General features: G+C 61.9%; 15 protein-coding genes. 11 read left to right on the plus strand and 4 right to left on the minus strand.

Translation table 11 applies throughout. The annotated features are described in order from the left end of the window. Positions 1-74 precede the first annotated feature (74 nt). The gene (locus ACYAS9_RS22320; protein WP_463570478.1) at positions 75-599 is read left to right on the plus strand and encodes a YciE/YciF ferroxidase family protein; all 525 of its coding nucleotides are present in this window, start codon (positions 75-77) and stop codon (positions 597-599) included. Between the two features lie 30 nt (positions 600-629). On the opposite strand, the gene ACYAS9_RS22325 is transcribed toward ACYAS9_RS22320, so the two are convergent. Then, a complete protein-coding gene (locus ACYAS9_RS22325) occupies positions 630-2,006 on the minus strand; it encodes an L-serine ammonia-lyase (RefSeq protein WP_463570479.1) in 1,377 nt (458 codons plus the stop codon). A gap of 183 nt (positions 2,007-2,189) precedes the next feature. Between ACYAS9_RS22325 and ACYAS9_RS22330 the strand changes: the two genes are divergently transcribed. Next, positions 2,190-3,107 carry a LysR substrate-binding domain-containing protein gene (locus ACYAS9_RS22330; protein WP_463570480.1) on the plus strand — a complete coding sequence of 306 codons (918 nt, stop codon included), beginning with the start codon at positions 2,190-2,192 and terminating at the stop codon, positions 3,105-3,107. Positions 3,108-3,112: 5 nt separating this feature from the next. On the opposite strand, the gene hglS is transcribed toward ACYAS9_RS22330, so the two are convergent. The 3 genes from hglS to ACYAS9_RS22345 form a co-directional block, all read right to left on the minus strand. Further along, complete coding sequence (gene hglS, locus ACYAS9_RS22335) at positions 3,113-4,513, minus strand: 2-oxoadipate dioxygenase/decarboxylase HglS (protein ID WP_463570481.1); 1,401 nt, start codon at positions 4,511-4,513, stop codon at positions 3,113-3,115. Positions 4,514-4,561: 48 nt separating this feature from the next. Then, a complete protein-coding gene (locus ACYAS9_RS22340) occupies positions 4,562-5,812 on the minus strand; it encodes a 2-aminoadipate transaminase (RefSeq protein ID WP_463570482.1) in 1,251 nt (416 codons plus the stop codon). Between the two features lie 91 nt (positions 5,813-5,903). Continuing rightward, entirely contained in the window at positions 5,904-6,809 is a 906-nt protein-coding gene (locus ACYAS9_RS22345; protein WP_463570483.1) for a LysR family transcriptional regulator, read from the minus strand. A gap of 137 nt (positions 6,810-6,946) precedes the next feature. Between ACYAS9_RS22345 and amaB the strand changes: the two genes are divergently transcribed. The 9 genes from amaB (at position 6,947) to ACYAS9_RS22390 (ending at position 20,298) form a co-directional block, all read left to right on the plus strand. After that, the gene (gene amaB / locus ACYAS9_RS22350; RefSeq protein WP_463570484.1) at positions 6,947-8,437 is read left to right on the plus strand and encodes an L-piperidine-6-carboxylate dehydrogenase; all 1,491 of its coding nucleotides are present in this window, start codon (positions 6,947-6,949) and stop codon (positions 8,435-8,437) included. Between the two features lie 194 nt (positions 8,438-8,631). Further along, positions 8,632-9,924 (plus strand): L-pipecolate oxidase, encoded by a 1,293-nt coding sequence (amaA, locus tag ACYAS9_RS22355; protein WP_463570485.1) that lies wholly within the window; start codon positions 8,632-8,634, stop codon positions 9,922-9,924. A 179-nt stretch (positions 9,925-10,103) separates the two neighbouring features. Next, positions 10,104-11,504 carry an amino acid permease gene (locus ACYAS9_RS22360; RefSeq protein ID WP_463570486.1) on the plus strand — a complete coding sequence of 467 codons (1,401 nt, stop codon included), beginning with the start codon at positions 10,104-10,106 and terminating at the stop codon, positions 11,502-11,504. 109 nt (positions 11,505-11,613) lie between these two features. Continuing rightward, positions 11,614-12,123 (plus strand): sigma-70 family RNA polymerase sigma factor, encoded by a 510-nt coding sequence (locus tag ACYAS9_RS22365; protein WP_463570487.1) that lies wholly within the window; start codon positions 11,614-11,616, stop codon positions 12,121-12,123. Next, positions 12,120-13,064 (plus strand): FecR domain-containing protein, encoded by a 945-nt coding sequence (locus tag ACYAS9_RS22370; protein ID WP_463570488.1) that lies wholly within the window; start codon positions 12,120-12,122, stop codon positions 13,062-13,064. The genes ACYAS9_RS22365 and ACYAS9_RS22370 overlap by 4 nt, the downstream gene beginning before the upstream one ends. A 112-nt stretch (positions 13,065-13,176) precedes the next feature. Next, a complete protein-coding gene (locus ACYAS9_RS22375) occupies positions 13,177-15,636 on the plus strand; it encodes a TonB-dependent siderophore receptor (RefSeq protein WP_463570489.1) in 2,460 nt (819 codons plus the stop codon). A gap of 566 nt (positions 15,637-16,202) precedes the next feature. Further along, positions 16,203-17,306, plus strand: coding sequence for a transaldolase family protein (locus ACYAS9_RS22380; protein ID WP_463570490.1), 1,104 nt, complete (start codon positions 16,203-16,205; stop codon positions 17,304-17,306). A 143-nt stretch (positions 17,307-17,449) separates the two neighbouring features. After that, entirely contained in the window at positions 17,450-18,064 is a 615-nt protein-coding gene (locus tag ACYAS9_RS22385; RefSeq protein ID WP_463570491.1) for a biliverdin-producing heme oxygenase, read from the plus strand. Continuing rightward, a complete protein-coding gene (locus ACYAS9_RS22390) occupies positions 18,061-20,298 on the plus strand; it encodes an ATP-binding protein (RefSeq protein WP_463570492.1) in 2,238 nt (745 codons plus the stop codon). The genes ACYAS9_RS22385 and ACYAS9_RS22390 overlap by 4 nt, the downstream gene beginning before the upstream one ends. The last annotated feature ends 6 nt before the right edge of the window (positions 20,299-20,304 follow it).

A 20,304-nucleotide genomic window follows, 5' to 3' on the forward strand; every position in this document is an offset into this window, starting at 1 on the left:
CTCCACGGGGGAAGCGCCCATCGCTTCCCTTGCCGTAAATCTCACGCAGTCAACCTTACTGGATGAAATCCGCGATGAGCAAAACAGCAAGCAGAAAGACCCTCGACGACCTGTTTATCCATGAACTTTCCGATGTCTACAGCGCGGAAAAACAGATGACCAAGGTCTTGCCGAAACTGGCCCGTGCCGCCACCAATCCCAAACTGCAGGAGGCTTTCAAAGCGCACCTGGAAGAAACCCATGGCCAGATCGAACGTATCGATCAACTGGTCGAGGCGTCGAACTTCAAGCTCAAGCGCATCAAATGCCTGGCCATGGAGGGCTTGATAGAAGAGAGCAAGGAGTTGCTCGAAGAGATCGAGCCCGGGCATGTGCTGGATGCCGGGCTGATTGGCGCGTGCCAGAAGATCGAGCACTATGAAATCGCCAGCTACGGGACGTTGATCGCCATGGCTGGCCAGCTGGGCATCAAGGATGCGGCCAAACTGCTCGGGCAGACCCTCAAGGAAGAAAAGTCTGCCGACGAGAAGCTGACGCTACTGGCTGTGCAAAGCGGTGAGCAGGCCACGATTGCCGATGATGAGGCGCGTGCCGGGTAACAAGAGGCCACACGGTAGTGAGCCTGTGGCTCAGCACTCCACCAGGCTCACCGCCAGGCCGCCGCGCGAGGTTTCCTTGTATTTGTCATGCATGTCGGCACCGGTGTCGCGCATGGTGCGGATCGCCTGATCCAGCGAAATGAAGTGCTCGCCATCGCCGCGCAGTGCCATCTGCGCGGCATTGATGGCCTTGACCGCGGCGATGGCATTGCGCTCGATGCACGGCACTTGCACCAGGCCGCCGACCGGGTCGCAGGTCAGGCCCAGGTTGTGCTCCAGGCCGATCTCAGCGGCGTTCTCGACCTGCTGCGGCGTAGCACCCAGAATTTCTGCGATGCCTGCCGCCGCCATGGCGCAGGCCGAGCCGACTTCACCCTGACAGCCGACCTCGGCACCGGAGATCGATGCATTTTTCTTGCACAGGATGCCGACCGCTGCCGCGCTGAGGAAAAACCGCACCACATCGTCTTCGTTGGCCGCCGGGTTGAATTTCATGAAGTAATGCAGCACCGCGGGCACGATGCCCGCTGCGCCGTTGGTGGGCGCCGTGACCATGCGCCCGCCGGCGGCGTTTTCTTCGTTGACCGCCAGAGCGAACAGGTTGACCCATTCCATGGCGCTCATGGTCGAGCCGATCACGTTCGGGTTGTCGAGGTTCAACAGGTTCTGGTGCAGGCGATAGGCGCGGCGCCGCACATTCAGCCCGCCCGGCAGGATGCCTTGTTCGATCAGGCCTTTATTCACGCAAGCCTGCATCGCGGCCCAGATATCGAGCAGCTTGCTGCGAATCTCGGTTTCGCTGCGCCAGACCTTTTCGTTCTCCAGCATCAGCGACGAAATGCTCATGTTGTGGGTCTTGCACAGCGCAAGCAGCTCTTTGGCGCTGGAAAAGTCATAGGGCAACACGGTGGTGTCGCCATCGAGTGTGCCGCTGGCCGCTTGCCGGGCGTCGATGACAAAACCGCCGCCAATCGAATAGTAGGTCTGTTCGTACACCTCGCCGGTCTGGCCGTAGGCGCACAAGGTCATGCCGTTGGGGTGAAAGGGCAGGCTTTCGTCGAGCAGGCGCATGTCGCGTTGCCAGATGAACTCGATGTCGCGTTCGCCGGCCAGCAGCAGCCGATTGTCACGCAGCAACGCTTCAATGCGCTCATTGACTGCGCTGGGGTCGACCTGGTCGGGCCATTCACCCATCAGGCCCATGACCGTGGCGCGGTCGGTGGCATGGCCGATACCGGTGGCAGACAGAGAACCGTACAAGCGCACCTCCATCCGTTCTACGCTGTCGAGCAGTTGTTGCTCGCGCAGGTCGGTGACAAACAGCGCCCCGGCTCGCATCGGACCCACCGTGTGCGAGCTGGAAGGCCCGATGCCGATTTTGAACATGTCGAAGACGCTGATAGCCATCTGGTGCACCCTTGGGATAAGTAGCCTGAGTCTCAAGGGCACCTCTAAAAACTGCCTGCGCTGTCATCGCTGCGTTTTTAGAGGCACCCTTAATGACCTCATGTGTAATGGGGCTTATCTTTGAGTGAGCACCGTGAAACGACAAACGATTGTTCCTATGCAACGTATTAGCAGAACTGTTCAATGAGCCGAATCTTCAATGCCCAGATGCACGCATGGCTACAGGTGTTTGCCTGCGCGGCGCGGCACCTGTCGTTTACCCGTTGCGCCGAGGAACTGCACGTCACGCCGGGTGCGATCAGCCAGCAGATGCGCCAGCTCGAAGAGCGCCTGGGCTTTGCGCTGTTTCACCGGGTCGGGCGCGGCCTTGAGCTGACTGCCGAAGGCCAGCGTCTGGCGCTGGTGGCCAACGAGGTGCAGAGCCGCATCAGCGATGAGTTGCGGCTGTTGTATTCCGGACGGATCGGCGGGGTGTTCAAGCTGCGCTCGATTCCGTCGTTTTTGCATAAATGGCTGATGCCGCGCTTGCCGCGGTTGCAGCAGGCGTTTCCCGATATCCAGTTGCGGATCATTGCCGAGGACAGCAGCGGCTCGTTGCGCGACGACGATTTCGACCTGGCCATCGACCTCAATGACGGCAGTTATCCCGGCTTGCTGACCACGCCGCTGCTGGAAGAAGAGCTGTTTCCGGTCTGCTCGCCGGCGCTGCTTGAGGGCCGTCCGCCGCTGGACGGGCCTGGGCAACTGGTGCATTACCCGTTGCTGCACGACATCACCGCCTGGCGTGGCAGCTATGAATATGCCGAGTGGGAGTTTTACCTGACCGCCATTGGCGCGGCGGGTGTCGACGTGCGGCGCGGGCACACGTTCAACCGCAACCACCTGACCATCGAAGCTGCGCGCATGGGCATGGGGGTGGCGATTGCGCGCAAGACCCTGATCACCGATGAGCTGGTGCAAGGCTCGCTGATCGTACCGTTTGGCCAGCCGATCAAGGCGCGCAAGAAGTACGTGCTGGTCTACCGCGAAGGCGCCCTCAATACCCCAGCCCGTCGCGCGGTGCACGACTGGCTGGTGAATGAAGCCGGGCAGGGCAATTGACGGCCTTACACCAACGGCGGCACACGCAGTTGTGTCGAGCAGTCCAGTAGCGAGCGGCGCTGGGTGTCGGCGTACAGCTTCAACTCGTTGATCGTCTCGCGGCCCAGATCGATCTGGAATTGCTGCTGGTTGGAGCTGGCCGCGTAGTGCGATTGCGAGTCGTCACCGAGGTTGGACTGAAAGATCCCCGCCGCGCTGACCGGCAGAAAGTCCTCATACACCAGCGGCTCGAAATCGATATGCCCGGCATCGATCAGTTGCTCCAGATCCTTGAGCGGCAAATCGTTGCTGCGCGCCGCGATGCCTTTTTCGGTCGGGAAGAAGCGGAAGTAGGCCAGGCCCTGCTTGCGCATCGCGTCCAGGTCATCGGGGAAATCCTTGAAGGTCTTCTCCAGCAGCTCGGCATAACGCAGCGCATTGGCTTCGTTGGGAAACTCACCCAGCTCATCGCGCGCGGTATTCAGCAGTTGGTCGTAAAGTGCACGGCCCTTGGGCGTCAGCGCCGCACCGCGCTGTTCGATCTCACCGAAGCGCGCCGAGTGGCTGCCCGACTCATGGGTGCCCTGGCCGACAAAGGTGATCGGCTCTTCCAGCGCCTTGAAACTGGTCTGGCGCAGCAGAATCGGATGCTCGCGGCGCGGCGGACCTTCAACCACCGCCTTGGGCGTGATGCCCTTGAGCGGCATGCCGCTTTGCACCGTGTCGATATCCAGCGTGCGCGGGGTCAGGTGGTTGATGTGCGGACCACGGAACGCCACCACGTCAGCGATCAGGCGATGCTGGGCCAGCAATTGCTGGTACTCGCCCAGCGACACGGTCGAGGTGTTGTGCCAGCGGAAGGTTTCCAGCGCCTGCTCGACGAACTCGGCGGCCTCGGCTTCGCTCAGGCCACCCTCGCGTTCATCCTGGGCGATCAGCTCCAGCGCGCGTGGAGTGAAGATCGAACGCTTGGCCAGCACTTCGGCGGCAAAAGCGCGCAGCTCGACGTTGTCGATCAGCTCCAGACGCAGCAGCGAGGTAAACACCCGGAACGGGCTGACCTGCAGCGCGTCTTCATGCACCGCCCGAAACGCGGTGGAATGCACCGGCACGCCGGCCGGCGTCAGGTCGTAATAACCCACCGGCTGCATGCCCATCACCGCAAACAAACGTGCCAAGGTTGCCAGCTCTTCAGGCGTACCGACGCGGATGGCGCCGTGGCGCTCCATGTCCAGGCGCTCGATCTCGCCGGTTTTTTTCAGGCTGTCGAGCACCTTGGGCTGAGCCTTGAACACGCCGTCATTGGTTTCGGCCACCAGTTCCATCAGGGTGCCGTACAGCGGCACTTCCTGTTGGTACATGTGCGACATGGCGCGGGAAAAGCTGGCGCGAATCTGGTCGCGGCTGGCGAATTTTGCAGTGCTCATCGGGGTGGTTTCTCCGCACAAATTCCGGTCAATCAACGGTATTTATTATCAGTTCAAGGCCGCCAGGCATCGTTCGAAGATGTCCAGGCCCTGTTCAAGAATCTCAGGCTCGGTGGTCAATGGCGGCAGCAGGCGGATGATGTGCCGCGACTTGCCGCTGGGCATCAACAACAGGCCGGCATCGCGCGCAGCACTCAGCAACTGCGCCAGTTGCATCGTGCCCGGCGCACCTTCAGGCGTCACCAGCTCGATGCCGCGCATGCTGCCGACACCGGTCAGGCGCCCCAGATAAGGCGACAGCCGGGTTTCCTGCCAGGTGCGGTAACGATTGACGATGGCCTTTTCCTGACGCTGGCCCCACAAGGCCAGGTTCTCATCGGTCATCTGCGCCAGCGACGCCAGGCCTGCCGCACAGGCAATCGGGTTGCCCGAATAGGTACCGCCCAAACCGCCCTTGGGCAGGTTGTCGAGCAGCGGCCTGCGCCCGACCACCGCGCCCAGCGGAATGCCGCCGGCGATGCTCTTGCCGAGCAGGATCAGGTCCGGTTCGATGCCCAGGCGAGAAAAACCGAAGCGCTGGCCGGTGCGGCCGAAGCCGGACTGGATTTCATCGGCGATCAGCAAAATGCCATGCGCATCGCACAGGGCGCGCAGGGCCACGGCAAATTCCGGCTCCAGCGCCAGAAAGCCGCCTTCACCCTGCACCGGTTCGATGATGAAGCAGCCGATTTCATTGACATCGATCTCGACGCTGAACAGCCGGTCGATGGCCTTCAGGGTCTGCTCGGTGGTAACGCCGGTGTCCTTGCTCGGGTACGGCACATGGAACACCGGGCCGGGCAACACACCGATGCGCTGTTTATACGGCGCGACCTTGCCGTTGAGGTTCAGCGTCGCCAGGGTGCGGCCATGAAAACCGCCGTCAAAGGCGATCACGCCGGTGCGGCCGGTCACGCCACGGACGATCTTCAGCGCATTTTCCGCCGCTTCCGCGCCACTGTTGGTGAGCATACCGCTCAGCGGGTAGCTGACCGGCACGAACGCTTCGAGGCGGTCCATGAACTGAATGTAGGGATCGTGCGGCACGGCATTGAAAGCGTAGTGAGTCAGTTTGCCGGCCTGCTCCTGAATGGCCTTGACCACTGCCGGGTTGCAGTGGCCCAGGTTCAGCACGCCGATGCCGCCCATGAAGTCGATGTAGCGCTTGCCGGCGGTGTCCCAGACTTCGGCGTTCTTGCCGTGGGACAGGGTCAGCGGGTGTACCGCCGAAATCGACTGGCTGATGTTCTCGCGGCTCATTGAATGAACTTCCTGCCTGTTAGACGTTTTATCTATCTAAGCGAACAACCGGCAAACCCCGCAAACGAAATAAAATCGCTGTGTCATTCCATTAATTCTGGATGTGGCCCGTACTGACCTTGTGCCTGATCCAGTCCACGAATGCCTTGACCTTCGGCACTTGCGCCGAATGTTCGGCGTGCGCCAGAAAGTGCGAACCGTCGCTTTGCAAAGGATGATTCCAGGGAATGACCAGCTTGCCTTCGGCCAGCTCTTCGTTGACCAGATAGCGCGGCACCAGCGCAATACCGCAACCGGCTTGCGCTGCGCGGATGCACATATAAAAGGTGTCGAAGCGCGGGCCGTGGTAGCTGTTCTGCGAATGCAGGTTCTGCTCCAGAAACCATTCATGCCAGGCCTCGGGGCGCGAGGTGCATTGCAAAAGAATGTGCCCGGTCAGCGCCTCGGCGTTCTCGAACACATGGCGGGCCATGACTTCCGGGGCGCAGACCGGCACCACTTGCTCCTTGAACAGCTCGATGCAGGTTGCACCGGGCCAGGTGCCCTGGCCGAAAAAGAACGCGACGTCGGCTTTGGCGCGCACCAGGTCAAACGGTTCCAGCTCGCTGCGGATATCCAGGTGAATGCCCGGATTAAGGCTGCTGAAACCCTTGAGGTTGGGCACCAGCCAGCGGTCGCCGAAGGTCGGCTGGGTGGCGATTTTAAGCACTTCGGTTTCGCCGCCGTAGGTCAGGATATAGCGGCTCGACATGTCGACCTGAATCAGGATCTTGTTGACCTCGGCCATGTACAGCTCGCCGGCCGGCGTCAGGTGCAGGCGCCGGCGGATGCGCTGGAACAAGGGGTGGCAGAGCATTTCTTCAAGCTGGGCGACCTGTTTGCTGACCGCGCTCTGGGTCAGGTGCAACTCTTGCGCGGCGCGGGTGAAGCTCAGATGCCGGGCCGCTGCCTCGAAGCATTGCAGGGCGGTGGTGGAGGGCATCAGACGCTTGGACATCGGGGAGTTCCTGCTAAGGTAGAACATTCCAAAACGGAATCATGTTTTTCTAAATCGTCGTTTGTGACGATGACGGGTGTGGATCAATACTGACCGACATCAATGCTTTCAACCAGTGTCAAAGCAGGAGAATCAAAGTGGTTGCCAAATTGTTAGAAAGTCTGGGCGTGGATAAAAGTGCCTACACGGGCGGCAACCATGCCGTCTTCACTCCCATCGATGGCAGCCAGATCGCTTCCGTCACCCTGGAAAGCACAGAACAGGTCGCGGCCCGTGTGCAACGCGCTCACGAAGCCTTTCTGAAATGGCGCAGCGTGCCGGCCCCTCGTCGTGGCGAACTGGTGCGCATCCTCGGTGAAGTGCTGCGTGAGCACAAAGCCGAACTGGGCGAGCTGGTCTCGATCGAAGCCGGCAAGATCACGCAGGAAGGCCTGGGTGAAGTGCAGGAAATGATCGACATCTGCGACTTCGCCGTCGGCCTGTCGCGCCAACTCTACGGTTTGACCATCGCCTCCGAGCGTCCTGGCCACCACATGCGTGAAACCTGGCACCCGCTGGGCGTGGTCGGCGTCATCAGCGCCTTCAACTTCCCGGTCGCCGTCTGGGCCTGGAACACCGCGCTGGCACTGGTGGCCGGTAACGCGGTGCTGTGGAAACCGTCGGAAAAGACCCCGCTGACCGCCCTGGCGTCCCAGGCGCTGTTCGACAAGGCGCTGAAAATCTTCGGCGATGCGCCTGAAGGCCTGGCGCAACTGATCATCGGCGACCGCGAAGCCGGCGAAGTGCTGGTCGATGACCCGCGTGTGCCGCTGGTCAGCGCCACCGGCAGCACCCGCATGGGCCGCGAAGTCGGTCCACGCATCGCTGCCCGCTTTGGCCGCAGCATTCTGGAACTGGGCGGCAACAACGCCATGATCCTCGCCCCGAGCGCCGATCTGGACCTGGCCGTGCGCGGCATTCTGTTCAGCGCCGTCGGCACCGCCGGCCAGCGTTGCACCACCCTGCGTCGCCTGATCGTGCACCGCTCGATCAAGGACGAAGTGGTTGCCCGCGTCAAAGCCGCTTACGGCAAAGTGCGCATCGGTGACCCGCGTGAAGGCAACCTGATCGGCCCGCTGATCGACAAGCAAGCGTTCAACGCCATGCAGGACGCACTGACCAAGGCCCGCGACGAAGGCGGCCAGGTGTTTGGCGGCGAGCGTCAACTGGCCGACAAATTCCCCAACGGTTACTACGTGACGCCGGCCATTGCCGAGATGCTAGGCCAGAGCGCTGTGGTGCGCCATGAAACCTTCGCGCCGATCCTGTATGTGCTGGCCTATGACGATTTCGAAGAAGCCCTGCGCCTGAACAACGAAGTGCCGCAAGGCCTGTCGTCGTGCATCTTCACCACTGATGTGCGTGAAGCTGAAGCCTTCCAGAGCTCGGCCGGCAGCGACTGCGGCATTGCCAACGTCAACATCGGCACCAGTGGTGCAGAAATTGGCGGCGCCTTCGGTGGCGAGAAAGAAACCGGCGGCGGTCGCGAATCCGGCTCCGATGCCTGGAAAGGCTACATGCGTCGCCAGACCAACACCGTCAACTATTCCCGCGAGCTGCCACTGGCTCAGGGCATCGTGTTTGATTGATGTAAAGCACAAGCGCTGCCTCTTGTAGGCGCGTGTTTGTCGGGGTGCCGCGATCGGGTGTGTTAGCGCTCGCAAAATCTCGGAAACGCTGAAATTTTACGACTGCTAACGCAGCCGGTCGCGGGCAAGCGCGCTCCTACGGGGGTTCCAGCTGCACAATGCTTTTTTTCTGGCCATCGCCCGGGAGTTCTTGCATGGCGCAATTTCAACAAGGCTGTCTGTGGGAGCAGTTGACGCCACAGCGCCCGATTCATCCGCCATTGACGGGCGAGCGTACGGCTGACGTCTGCATCATCGGCGCCGGTTTTACCGGGTTGTCGGCTGCCCTGCAGTTGCTTGAGGGCGGCAAGTCGGTGTGTATCGTCGAGGCGCATCAGGTCGGTCACGGTGGCTCGGGACGCAACGTCGGCCTGGTCAATGCCGGCACCTGGGTTGCGCCCGATGACCTTGACAAGGTCTTGGGCAGCGTCGAGGCCACGCGCCTGAACACTGCCCTTGGCGCCGCGCCGTCGCTGGTGTTCTCGACCATCGACAAGTACGCCATCGATTGTCAGGACACCCGCACCGGCACGCTGCACATGGCGCACAACGCCAAGGGACTGGAAGACCTGCGCAGCCGGGTCGAACAATGGCAGCGTCGTGGCGCACCGGTCGAGCTGCTGACCGGCAAGGCCTGCGAAGACGCCTGCGGCACCGATAAAGTCGCTGGCGCCGTGCTCGACCATCGCGCGGGCACCGTCAACCCGATGGCCTATGTCTCGGGAATGGCGCTCAATGTGGTGAAAAAGGGCGGCGAGCTGTACGGCGAGTCACCGGTCAACGGCCTGCGCCGCACCGGCGATGGCTGGCAGGTGACCACCGAGCGCGGCAGCGTGCGCGCCGAAAAAGTCATCATCGCCTCCAATGCCTACACCGAAGGCGAGTGGACCGATGTCAAAAGCCACATCTTCGCCGGCTACTACTATCAGGTCGCGTCAGTGCCGCTGCACGGTGCCGAACAGGCCGGCATCCTCAAGGGCGGCCAGGGTTCGTGGGACACCCGCACGGTCCTGAGCAGCATCCGCCGTGACCAGGACGGTCGTCTGGTGCTGGGCAGCCTGGGCAATGCCGGCAATTATCCGCTGTGGTTCATCCGGCGTTGGGCCGACCGTATCCAGCAGCATTACTTCCCGCAACTGGGCAACAAGGTTGAATGGCAATGCACCTGGACCGGGCGCATCGGCTTTACCCCCGATCACCTGCTGCGCCTGTTCGAGCCGGCGCCTGGCCTGTTGGCGGCCACCGGTTTCAACGGTCGTGGGGTGACGACCGGCACGCTGGTGGGTAAATGCTTCGCCGATTACCTGCTCGGCGGCAACGATGCCAGGGCGCTGCCGGTCTCGTTCACCACCGGCAAGGCGGCCACCGGTAACCCGGTGCGCAGCCTGGCCTATGAAGCCGGCTTTACCCTGTACCACGCCGGCCAGTGCCTGCGCGTTGTGCTTTGATCGTGCTGGCGCCAGCCCTTCAATGAAATCAGCAGGCTCGTTACAACGGCGAGCCTGTCTCTAAGCAAAAAACCGTTCTGCCTCAGAACCTATAACAACGCTTATTTCAGCACTACGTCGCCTTGTGGCCGGCGCGGTTTCGGCTGCCCGCAAGAAGACGCTCACGTTGAGGGAACACCATGACCACAGACAAGAAAAAAGAGCACCGCTCACTCCAGCACGGCCTGACCTCGCGTCAGGTGTCGATGATTTCGATTGCCGGCATCATCGGCGCCGGGTTGTTCATCGGCTCCTCCAACGCCATCGCCAAGGCCGGTCCTGCGATTCTGATTTCCTACCTGATCGCCGGCACGCTGGTGCTGCTGGTGCTGCTGGTGCTGCTGGTGATGCGCATGCTGGGTGAAATGGCCATCGCCAACCCCAACAGCGGTTCGTTCTCCACCTACGCCGGCCGCGCCATCGGCCAATGGGCCGGCTTTACCATCGGCTGGCTGTACTGGTGGTTCTGGGTGCTGATCATCCCGGTCGAAGCGATTGCCGGTGCGGACATTCTGCACGCCTGGATGCCGGCGGTGCCTTCGTGGCTGTTCGCCTTTCTGATCATGATCGTGCTGGCCGGCACCAACCTGGTCAGCGTGAAAAACTTCGGCGAATTTGAATACTGGTTCGCACTGGTCAAGGTCATCGCGATCCTGGCGTTCATCGCCGTGTGTAGCGCTGCGGTGCTGGGTTTCTGGCCATTGGCTGAAGTCTCCGGCGTGCAGCATCTGTGGCAGGACGGCGGCTTCATGCCCAATGGTTTTGGCGCGGTGCTGGGCGGTGTACTGGTTACGATCTTCTCGTTCTTCGGTGCCGAGATCGTCACCATTGCGGCCGACGAGACGGCCAACCCCAAGGAAAAGATTCGCCGCGCCACTAACCTGGTGGTCTACCGCATTGCGATTTTCTATGTGTTCTCGATCTTCTTCATCGTCTCGCTGGTGGCCTGGAACGACCCGCAACTGCTCAAGGTCGGCTCGTTCCAGCGGGTACTTGAAGTGCTTAATGTGCCCGGCGCCAAACTGATGGTCGACATCGTGGTGTTCGTCGCGGTGACCAGTTGCATGAACTCCGGGCTCTACACCGCCTCGCGGATGCTCTACTCGCTGGCCTCGCGCGGCGAGGCGCCGGATGCGGTGCGCCGCGTCTCGGGCAATGGCGTGCCGACCGTGGCCGTGGTGCTGTCGACGTTGGCCGGGTTCGTTGGCTGCTTCGTCAACTATGCCTTTCCGGGGCAGGTATTCGGTTTCCTGCTGTCGACCACCGGTGCGATTGCCTTGCTGGTGTACCTGGTGATCGCCATTTCCCAACTGCGCATGCGCAAGATCATGGAGCGCGAAGGCACCGAAATCGCCTTCAAGATGTGGCTGTTCCCGTGGCTGACCTGGTTTGTCATCGGCCTGATCAGCCTGGTGCTGGGCTATATGCTGATCAGCCCGAGCTACCGCTACGAGACCCTGCTGACCGCAGCGGTGACTGGCGCGATTCTGCTGATTGCCTTTGTGCGACGTAAGCCTGCGGTGAATATTTACGCCACGTGATCGGGAGCGCTTTTTTCGAGAAAGCAAAAGGGGTTGTCAGATAACAGGCGGTTGCAAAAGGCCGCATGCGTATCTGATAATCACTTTCATTCCCATCGAACGAAGTCCCATGGCTGTCGATCCTCCTTCCCTGCACTGCGCCGTCAACGATCTGTACACCGAGCACCATGGCTGGTTGCAAGGCTGGTTGCGCCAGCGCTTGAGTAATCGCTGCGATGCGGCCGATCTTGCCCAGGACACCTTCGTGCGGCTGCTCAAGGCCCGCACCGCGCTGGATATCCGCGAGCCGCGGCATTACCTGTCGACCGTCGCCCGCGGACTGTTGATTGACCTGTTCCGCCGCCGTGCGCTGGAGCAGAGTTATCTGGAGTGGCTGGCCAGCGTGCCGCCCGCCGAACAACCCACGCTGGAAGACCAGGCGATCATCGTCGAGACCCTGATCGAAATCGACCGCATGCTCGACGGGCTGGGCGGCAAGGTCAAACAGACCTTTCTGCTCTCGCAGTTCGACGGCCTGACCTACCCGGTCATCGCCGAGCGACTGGGCATCTCGGTGCGCACGGTCAACAATCACATGGCCAAGGCGATGGAGCATTGTTGCCTGATGCAGCTTTCATGAGTGCTTCACCCGGTGAGCGCGAAGCCATTCGTGCCGCCGCGCAGTGGTACGCGCGGCTGGCCAGTGGCGAAGACATCGAACACAACCGCCACGCCTGGCAGCATTGGCACGACGCCGACCCGTTGCATCGCCAGGCCTGGCAGCGGGTCGAGTCGGTCAGTTCGCAGTTCGCCCGCGTGCCGGGCCAGGTCGCGGTGCCGGTACTGCGCGGTGGGCAGTCGCGGCGTCAGGTGTTGCGCAGCGTGGTGCTGTTGGCCGCTGCCGGCGGCCTGGGCGTCGCCGGCTGGCGCAGCGACACCGGCGCCGCGTGGCTGGCCGACTATCGCACCGCGGTAGGCGAGCAGCGCGACCTGCAACTGGCCGACGGCAGCGCCATCAAGCTCAACACCCACACCGCGCTGGACATCGATTTCAATGCGCGGCACCGGCAGTTGACCTTGCGCGACGGAGAAATCCTGGTGAATGTCTCGCCCGATCCGCTCGGCCGGCCGCTGTGGGTGCAAACCCCGCACGGCCGGATACTGGCCCGGGACACCCGCTTTACCGTGCGCGTGCTCGATGAGGACAGCGAGGTGTCGGTGCTGCGCAACGATGTTCAGGTGCGCCTGCCGCATGGGCGTCAGTTGCAACCGCTGCTGGCGGGCCAGCAATTGCGTTTCGACCGCGAGCACATTGGCGCCGCCCGGGCCAATACGCCGGCCACGGCCGCCTGGCAGCACGGCAGCCTGCTGGCCATCGAACAACCGCTGGGCGAGCTGTTGGCTGAACTGAACCGTTACCGGCGTGGCTGGTTGCGCTGCGATCCGGCGGTGGCCGGGCTCAAGGTGTCCGGCGCCTTTCCGCTGCACAACACCGACGTTGCGCTGGCGGCGCTGGAAAGCGGCCTGGGCCTGAAAGTGGTGCGCCATACCGCGTTGTGGGTGACCGTCAGCCGCGCCTGATATGTGCTACGAATAGCCTCGTAAATAAAAATGGGTCGTCTTTGCATTAAAACCGTGTCCCGTTCGGCTTAACCCTCGATATCGGTCATTACATACCCGGGGGAGGGGATACATGACACCTTGCAAGCCCACGTACAGCGTTTTGAGTACGGCCATTCGCGTTTGTCTGTTCGGCCTTGGGGCCGCCTGCCTGACGCCAGCACAGTTTGTAAATGCCGCCGAAACTGCCAGCCAGAGCAGTGTGCGCAGCTATGACATCGCCGCTGGCAGCCTGACCGAAGTGCTCAGCCGCTTTGCCGCCGAGGCGGGCGCCGCCATTTCTTTCAATGCGGCGCAGCTGCAAGGTCGTCAGTCGCCTGGCCTGCGCGGCAGCTACAGCGTGCAACAGGGCTTTGCGACCCTGCTGGCCGGCAGCAACTTTCAGGTGGTGGCCCAGAGTAATGGCAGCTACGTGCTGATCGCCAGGCCAGAAGCGCTGGCTGAAGGCGCTATCGAACTGGGCGCCACCAGCGTCACCGGCGCGGGGCTGGGCAGCGTCACCGAGAACTCCGGTTCCTACACCACCGGTGCCGTGAGCATCGGCAAATCGCCGCAAACCCTGCGCCGTACCCCGCAGTCGGTTACGGTGCTGACCAGCCAGCGCCTGCAAGACCAGGGCCTGACCAACCTGACCAGCGTGCTGGAGCAGACGCCGGGCGTGGTGGTCGATTACACCGACAGCGAGCGGGTCAATTACTATTCGCGCGGCTACCAGATCGACGCCATCCAGTACGACGGCGCGACCGTGGTGCAGGGCAGCGGCGGTGGCTCGTTCATCCAGAGCGACTCGGCAATCATCGACCACGTTGAAGTGCTGCGCGGTGCCACCGGCATGCTGCGTGGCTCTGGCAACCCGTCCGGCACGGTGAACATGGTGCGCAAGCGTCCGACCCGCGAATTCCAGGGCTCGGCCAGCGTCACCGCCGGCTCCTGGGATGCCCAGCGCTATGTGGTCGATGTCTCCGGCCCGCTGGCCGCCGAGGGCGCGATTCGTGGCCGCATGATCGCGGTACACGATGACCGCGAGATGTTTCAGGACATCCGCAAGGAGCGCAAGAATGTGCTCTACGGATCGCTGGCCGCCGACCTTGGCGAGCGCACCACGCTGACCACCGGCATCGAGTACACCGAACTGGACGCCACCGGCGCCTGGGGCGGCCTGCCGGCAGACTTCAGCGGCAAGCCGCTGGACCTGTCGCGCAGCACTTACCTGGGCACGGACTGGAACCGCTGGAACCGCAGCAACCTGCAGACCTTTGTCGAACTGGAGCACCTGTTCGACAACGACTGGGCGTTGAAGCTGTCCGGCACCCGCACGCATTTTCGCCTTGATGACCACGGCTTCAAGCAGACCTTTATCTCGCGGTCCAACACCACCAACCCTTACCTGGTCAATGTGCAGACCACCGAAGGTGATGGCGGCGAAAGCGAGCAGACCAACCTCAGTGCCACGCTCAACGGCCCGTTCAGCCTGCTCGGTCGTCAGCATGAGCTGATGCTGGGTGTGGAACGCATCCGCAACGACTCTACCGCTTCGGCAACTAACAACATTGCCAACCTGACCGGTGTCGATGTGCGCACCTGGGACCCGAAAACCATCCTGGCGGAACCGGCGATCACCATTCGCGCGCGGCCGGTGATGACTCGCACCACGCAGGAAGGCGCCCACGCGACCTGGCGCATTTCGCTGGCCGACCCGCTGACCGCCATCGTCGGCGCGCGGATCAACTGGTGGGATTACGACCAGTCGACCACGGCCACCGGTGACTACAGCGTCACGCAGGAAGTGGTCCCGTACGCCGCGCTGATCTATGACCTCAACGACAACTTCAGCACCTATGCCAGCTACACCGAGATCTTCAATCCGCAAAGCGCCACCGACGTGTCAGGCTCGGTGCTGGACCCGATCACCGGCGAAGCCTACGAGATGGGCATCAAGGGCGAGTTCTATGACGGGCGCTTGAACACCTCGCTGGCGCTGTTCCGCATCAACCAGGTCGGCAAGGCGCTGGACGACATCAACAGCCCCAACCCGTGCCCGCCGTTCTATGCCACCGGTTATTGCCAGGCGGCCAGCGGCAAGAGCCGCAGCGATGGTTTCGAGATCGAAGTGTCGGGTGAAGTCTTGCCCGGCTGGCAGATGTCCGGTGGCTACACCTACACCAGCACCGAGTTCCTCAAGGACACGGTGAGCAATACCGGCAACGTGCTGCGCTCCACCGACCCCAAGCGCATGCTCAAGCTGTTCACCAGCTATCGCCTGCCGGGCGCCTGGTCGGACCTGACCGTGGGCGGCGGGGTGCGTGCGCAAAGCGACATCTATTCGCGCAGCGGCACCGCGCTGGCGACTCAAAGTGGTTATGCGGTCTACAGCGCAATGGCCAGTTATCGCTTTAACGATCACTATTCAGTGCAACTCAATGCCAATAACCTCTTCGACAAGGCGTATTACAAGAAGATTGGCACTACCGCCACCAGTTATTACTGGGGCGAGCCACGCAGTCTTGAAGTGACCCTGCGCGGTACTTTCTAAACGCAGTAGTTTATTAATAGGGTGTTCACTCGAATGAGGGGTGAACACGCTTTTGGGTAGGCGGAAATAGTGTTATTGAATGCGCCGGTTAACGGTGTATGTAGTGAATGTGAAACATTATATTTTTAGTGAGCGCTTATAGATAATATTGCCTGTAATAGTTTGACATTTTCACAGTGCTAACACATCCTTCATGGCGTTGGCCTAAGGCCATCAGCGCCTGCTTGACGCAGCGTCACAAGGGACAAGCCACGCTTAAGGCCCTCCTCGCGAAGTGAATCGATTCATCTAATAATAACGACAGGTGCTACAGGCTGAACGGCGGTGCATTAACCGTTGCATTGCACCGTTCTGTTTATATTTAGTTGTTGATGTGCGAACCCATTGCCTGGTTCAACTGACCCTCGATCAGAACCCCGCTTCTGATGAGTCGATTGTGTTTGATGATAATAAAGGCAGGATGTATGGAATTACATGGCCTACTCGGTTTTCCATCCCGTTCGCCTCAACCCTCTCCGCTCTGGTGGGAGGGTGCACCGGCGTTATACCCCGTATTCAAGGCGCGGATGCTAAAGGACTATCCCGACGCGCACACGCATATCAATCACCTGCTGCCGGTCGGCTTTGCTTCAGCCGATGTCGGCCTCGGCGGGGCTGTCACCACGATAGAGTCGATCACCACCTATCTGATGTCCAACCCGCAGCATTGGGCGCGCCGAGCCCGGCAGTGGAATCAGTTGCTCAGCCCTGCGCCGATTCATCGAACCCTGTACGAAACGGCCCTGCGTGAAAACGCCGAATTGCTTTTTCCCGCCTGGCAAGCCAGCGATGGCGAGCGCGGCTGGGTGGCTGTAGAAATCGAACCGAGCGACATGCAGGGCGCGGTGGCAATGCTCAGACGCGCCCGTCAGTTGGCTAACCTGATGCCCAATATCATGGTCAGCGTGCCACTTAGCGAAATGGGCTGCGAGGTCATCGAAGAACTGGTCGCCACAGGTCATGCTGTCAACGCCAGCCTGTGCTTCAGCGTTGCGCAGGTGCGCGCAGGGCTGGCGGCGATTCGTCGCGGGCGTCAGCGTGCCTTGAGCCAGGGTGTCAGCATCAAGCGGACCCGGCACCTGATCAGTGCCACCTGTACAGGCTTCATGGCGCACCCTGAATTCGCGCTTCAGGCCGCGCAGTTCGACATCGAACTGTCGGCCAGCGAGCGGCGTTGGGCCGAGATTGCCCTGCATCGAGCGTTATGCAGCGCCATGCTCGGCTACAGCGAGTCCACCCGGTTGATGGTCCCGGGGCTGGCGCCCGACCCGCAAGGTGCGCAGGCCAGGGGCCAGACGAAGCAGCCGGTCCTGTACAGCGCCTGCGAACATCAGGTCGAAGCGCTGATCGGCACTTCATGTGCCACGGCACACGACCTGGCTGCCGTGCCTGGCGAGGTCATGCAGCGGCTGCTGAGCGTGCCGGCCTTTCGCCAGGCCTGGGGCGCCGACAGCCTGAACAGTGCCTGCTTTGCCCGGCATCCGGTATTTCTGCAGGGTGCGGTGCAAAGTTTGCGCAACTACACACGCCTGCTGGGGTTTGCCCGGCCACTGGGACCGTCGTTGTATGGCAATGCACCCTCACCGAACATTTCTACCTGCAGTTGGGCCAGTGCCATGAAAAAGACCTGAAGCGCCGTTCTGCGTCACCGGCAGGCGTTAAATTTGCTTTTGAGCACTAAAATGCCTGTCGGCAATGGCGTTGCGCCTGTATGTTAAGGCTTTTTGATCGCTGGGATGCGTTTTGCAGTCCAACCCTCTGAGAGCCTTACCGGATGTCGGCAATGCCCCTTTGCCTGGATTCACCCACAGTGCTTGACGCGCTTCGCGCACGTACAGGCCAGCTACACGTTGAACTGGAAAAGCGCATGCCGTTTTTCTCTGCGCGTCTCGATCTGGCGTTGTACATCCGCCTGATTCAAGCCTATTACGGTTTCTACCAGCCGCTGGAAACTGCGCTGACACACAGCCACTGCGTGCCGGCCGGGCTTGACCTGGGCGAGCGTCTGAAAGTACCGACCCTGCTGCGCGACCTTGAGGCCCTGGGTCATGAGCCCGGCCAACGGGCGCCATTGCCATGCTGCACCGACTTGCCGCTCATCGACAGCACTGGCGCTTGCCTTGGGGTGTTGTATGTTCTGGAAGGCGCCACCCTGGGCGGCCAGGTCTTGCGCCGCCAGATGCATACCCGTCTGGGGCTGGACGAGCACAGCGGGGCTGCCTTTCTGAATGTCTACGGCGCTGAAACCGGGCGACGCTGGAAAGCCTTTCTGGCACTGCTGGACCAGCAACCGCCAGACCCTGCGCTGTACCAGGACGCTGCAGAGGCTGCGTATTCGACCTTTATCTGTTTCGAGCGATGGCTCGATCGTCAGGGAATCCTGTCATGAGCCAACTCGACCCGGCCACTTTCAAGCAACTGCTGGACAACTGCGCCAGCGAGCCGATTCAGTTCCCTGGCGCCATCCAGCCCCACGGCGTGCTGCTGAGCCTCAGTGAGCCGGACCTGACGCTGGTGCAGGTCAGCGCCAACATCGAGGCGCTGTTCGGCCAGCGTCCCGATCAGGTGCTGGGTCAGCCGTTGACCCACGTACTGGGCCACGAGCAGGCCGGACGCATTGCCCAGGCCTGCACCGCCGAGTCGTTTAGCGATGCGCCGCAAATGCTGATGAGCGTCAATGGCCAGGTGTTCGAGGCCCTGCTGCACCGGTACCAGGGCGTGCTGGTGCTGGAGCTGGAGCGTCAGGACACCGCGGGCATGGCGGTCAACGACAAGGTGCTGACCGGCAATCTGGGGCGCATGCTGCGCAACCTGCAAGCCGCGCAAAGCCTGCCGGCCCTTTATGAGGCCAGCGTGCGCGAGATCCAGAAGCTCACCGGCTACGACCGGGTGCTGATCTACCGCTTCGAAGAGCAAGGCCACGGGCAGGTCATTGCCGAGGCGTCTTCGCCGGCCATGGAGCTGTTCAATGGCCTGTTCTTTCCGGCCTCCGACATTCCAGAGCAAGCGCGCGAACTGTACCGGCGCAACTGGCTGCGCATCATCCCCGACGCCAACTACACACCGGTCGAACTGGTTCCGCGCGTGCGTCCCGACACCGGCCAGCCGCTGGACATGAGTTTTGCCACGCTGCGCAGCGTCTCGCCGGTGCACTGTGAATACATGCGCAACATGGGCGTGCGTTCGTCCATGAGCGTCTCCTTGCTCAAGGGCGACACACTCTGGGGCCTGATCACCTGCGGGCACCGCACGCCGTTGTATGTGCCGCATGAACTGCGTATTGCCTGCCAGACCCTGGGCCAGGTGCTGTCGTTGCAGATCAGCGCCATGGAAGCACTGGAAGTCAGCCGCCAGCGCGAAGCCAAGTTGCAGACCCTGGCGCTGCTCAATGCATCGATGGTCGATGCCGAAGAAACCGTGTTCGAAGGCCTTGCCGCGCAACCGCAGCTGTTGATGGAACTGGTCGGCGCCAGCGGCGTGGCAATCATCGAAGGCGCGACCCTGCATCGGCATGGCAACTGCCCGGCGCCCGAGCAGATTCGTGCCTTGCACACCTGGTTGATGACACGTGGGCAGCCGGTATTTGCCAGCCATCACCTGTCGAGTCTTCATGCGCCGGCAACCGAGTACCTGCGAGAGGCCAGCGGTGTCCTGGCCATGAGCCTGCCGAAGCCGGTCGACAATGGCGTGCTGTGGTTTCGACAGGAGGTCAAGGAAAGTATTCAGTGGAGCGGCAACCCCGAAAAGCCGCTGGACATGAGTGATCCCGCCGGCGCCCTGCGTTTGCGCCCGCGCACCTCGTTCGAGACCTGGAAGGTCGAGGTGACCGGTATCGCCACGCCATGGAGCCATGGCGATGTGTTCGCCGCCCAGGACCTGCGTCGCTCGGCGCTGGAAAACGACCTGTCCCGCCAGGTTCACCGCGAGCAACAGGCGGTCAGGGCCCGCGATGACCTGGTGGCCGTGGTGTCCCACGACCTGCGCAGCCCCATGACCGTCATTTCGATGCTCTGCGGCATGATGCAGAAGTCGTTCAGCTCCGAAGGGCCGCACACCTCACGGCGCATTTCGACGGCCATCGACACCATGCAACAGGCTGCCAGCCGCATGAATGTGCTGCTCGAAGACTTGCTCGACACCTCCAGGATCGAAGCCGGGCGCTACACCATTACGCCCAAGGTGCTGGAAGTCAGCCACATCTTCGAAGAGGCCTATACGCTACTGGCGCCGCTGGCACTGGATAAGGGCATCGTCCTGCTGTTCGTGCCCGGCCTGGAGCTGAAAGTCAGCGCCGACCCGGAGCGCCTGTTCCAGGTGCTGTCGAACCTGATCGGCAACGCCATCAAGTTCAGTCCCAAGCAGGGGCAGATCACTGTCACCGCGACCGTGAGCAGCGACGATGTGCTGTTCAGCGTGCGTGACGAGGGCGAGGGCATTGCCGCCGAGCAACTGCCGCACATCTTCGACCGCTACTGGACCCTCAAGGAAAACAACCCCACCGGCACCGGCCTCGGGCTGTACATCTCCCAGGGCATCGTCAAGGCGCACGGTGGGGTCTTGAGTGTCGAAAGCGAAGTCGGTCAGGGCAGTGAATTCCATTTCACCATCCCCAGGGTCATGTAGAACCCG

The organism is Pseudomonas sp. HP_08 (genome assembly GCF_055284095.1).

What these genes read in the sequence shown, in the direction of transcription:
- hglS (WP_463570481.1), bottom strand. Translation starts at nt 4,513, where the DNA reads ATGAGCACTGCAAAATTCGCCAGCCGCGACCAGATTCGCGCCAGCTTT.
- ACYAS9_RS22390 (WP_463570492.1), top strand. Translation starts at nt 18,061, where the DNA reads ATGAGCCAACTCGACCCGGCCACTTTCAAGCAACTGCTGGACAACTGC.
- amaA (WP_463570485.1), top strand. Translation starts at nt 8,632, where the DNA reads ATGGCGCAATTTCAACAAGGCTGTCTGTGGGAGCAGTTGACGCCACAG.
- ACYAS9_RS22330 (WP_463570480.1), top strand. Translation starts at nt 2,190, where the DNA reads ATGAGCCGAATCTTCAATGCCCAGATGCACGCATGGCTACAGGTGTTT.
- ACYAS9_RS22370 (WP_463570488.1), top strand. Translation starts at nt 12,120, where the DNA reads ATGAGTGCTTCACCCGGTGAGCGCGAAGCCATTCGTGCCGCCGCGCAG.
- ACYAS9_RS22365 (WP_463570487.1), top strand. Translation starts at nt 11,614, where the DNA reads ATGGCTGTCGATCCTCCTTCCCTGCACTGCGCCGTCAACGATCTGTAC.
- ACYAS9_RS22325 (WP_463570479.1), bottom strand. Translation starts at nt 2,006, where the DNA reads ATGGCTATCAGCGTCTTCGACATGTTCAAAATCGGCATCGGGCCTTCC.
- ACYAS9_RS22340 (WP_463570482.1), bottom strand. Translation starts at nt 5,812, where the DNA reads ATGAGCCGCGAGAACATCAGCCAGTCGATTTCGGCGGTACACCCGCTG.
- ACYAS9_RS22345 (WP_463570483.1), bottom strand. Translation starts at nt 6,809, where the DNA reads ATGTCCAAGCGTCTGATGCCCTCCACCACCGCCCTGCAATGCTTCGAG.
- ACYAS9_RS22320 (WP_463570478.1), top strand. Translation starts at nt 75, where the DNA reads ATGAGCAAAACAGCAAGCAGAAAGACCCTCGACGACCTGTTTATCCAT.
- ACYAS9_RS22380 (WP_463570490.1), top strand. Translation starts at nt 16,203, where the DNA reads ATGCTAAAGGACTATCCCGACGCGCACACGCATATCAATCACCTGCTG.
- ACYAS9_RS22360 (WP_463570486.1), top strand. Translation starts at nt 10,104, where the DNA reads ATGACCACAGACAAGAAAAAAGAGCACCGCTCACTCCAGCACGGCCTG.
- ACYAS9_RS22375 (WP_463570489.1), top strand. Translation starts at nt 13,177, where the DNA reads ATGACACCTTGCAAGCCCACGTACAGCGTTTTGAGTACGGCCATTCGC.
- ACYAS9_RS22385 (WP_463570491.1), top strand. Translation starts at nt 17,450, where the DNA reads ATGTCGGCAATGCCCCTTTGCCTGGATTCACCCACAGTGCTTGACGCG.